Raw genomic sequence first — 1,302 nt, 5'->3', positions numbered from 1 at the left:
TCATCCGCGCCGCACTCGCCAACGCCGGTCTCGACGGCGCCGACGTCGACGCCGTCGAGGCCCACGGCACCGGCACCACCCTCGGCGACCCCATCGAGGCCCAGGCACTGCTGGCCACCTACGGCCAGGAGCGACCGGAGGACGGCCGACCGCTGTGGCTCGGATCCCTGAAGTCGAACCTGGGTCACACCCAGGCCGCTGCGGGCGTCGCCGGCATCATCAAGATGGTCATGGCCATGCGCCACGGCATCCTGCCGCCCACCCTCCACGCCGCCCAGCCCTCATCGAAGGTGGACTGGTCGGCAGGAGCGGTCGCACTGCTCACGGAGGCACAGGACTGGCCGGAGACGGCTGACCGACCGCGCCGTGCGGGTGTGTCGTCGTTCGGTGTGAGCGGGACGAACGCGCACGTGATCCTGGAGGCGGCCGAGCCGGAGCAGGAACAGGAGACTTCCGGTGAGCCGGAGGTCGTGCTGCCGGTGGTGCCGTGGGTGCTGTCGGCGAAGTCGCCGGAGGCACTGGCGGGGCAGGCGGAACGCCTGCTGGCTCGCCTGCACGATGACGAGGAGACGTCGAGCGCCGACAACGGCTGGTCCCTGGCCTCCACCCGCTCGCACTTCGAACACCGGGCCGCCGTGGTGGCGACGCACCGGGAGGAGTTCGTCCGAGGGCTGGAGGTCCTGGTCTCCGGCGGCACCGCCCCGGGCGTGGTCCGGGGCACGGCCGTCGGTGGGCGTTCGGCGTTCCTCTTCTCCGGCCAGGGCTCGCAGCGGGCCGGGATGGGCCGGGAGCTGTATGCGGCGTTCCCGGTGTTCGCCGACGCCTTCGACGCCGTGTGCGCGGAGCTGGACAAGCACCTGGACCGTCCGGTCAAGGAACTGGTCTTCACGGACGACTCCGGTCTGCTGGACCGCACCGTCTACACGCAGGCGGGTCTGTTCGCGGTCGAGGTGGCGCTGTTCCGGCTGATGGAGCACTGGGGCGTCACCCCCGACTACCTCCTCGGCCACTCCATCGGTGAACTCGCCGCCGCGCACGTCGCCGGTGTCTGGTCGCTGGAGGACGCAGCTGCGCTGGTGGCTGCGCGTGGCCGGCTAATGCAGGCCCTGCCGGAGGGCGGGGCGATGGTGGCTGTGCAGGCGACCGAGGACGAGGTCCTGCCGCTGCTCACCGACAACGTGTCCATCGCCGCCCTGAATGGACCCACCTCGGTGGTGATCTCCGGTGACGAGGACGAGGTGACCGCGATCGCCGAGCGGTTCGCGAAGTCGAAGCGGCTGCGGGTCAGCCACGCCTTCCACT

General features: G+C 71.2%; 1 protein-coding gene. It reads left to right on the top strand.

The window, feature by feature from the left end; translation table 11 throughout:
• The coding region (locus A2U95_RS29290) for an acyltransferase domain-containing protein (protein ID WP_166028561.1) at positions 1-1,302 on the top strand (1,302 nt) is incomplete at both ends.

This window comes from Streptomyces chilikensis (assembly GCF_001642695.1).
In the GTDB taxonomy this organism is placed as follows: Bacteria; Actinomycetota; Actinomycetes; order Streptomycetales; family Streptomycetaceae; genus Streptomyces; species Streptomyces chilikensis.
Note: the sequence above shows the minus strand (reverse complement) of the source record. Positions and strands in the feature narration are given on the sequence as shown.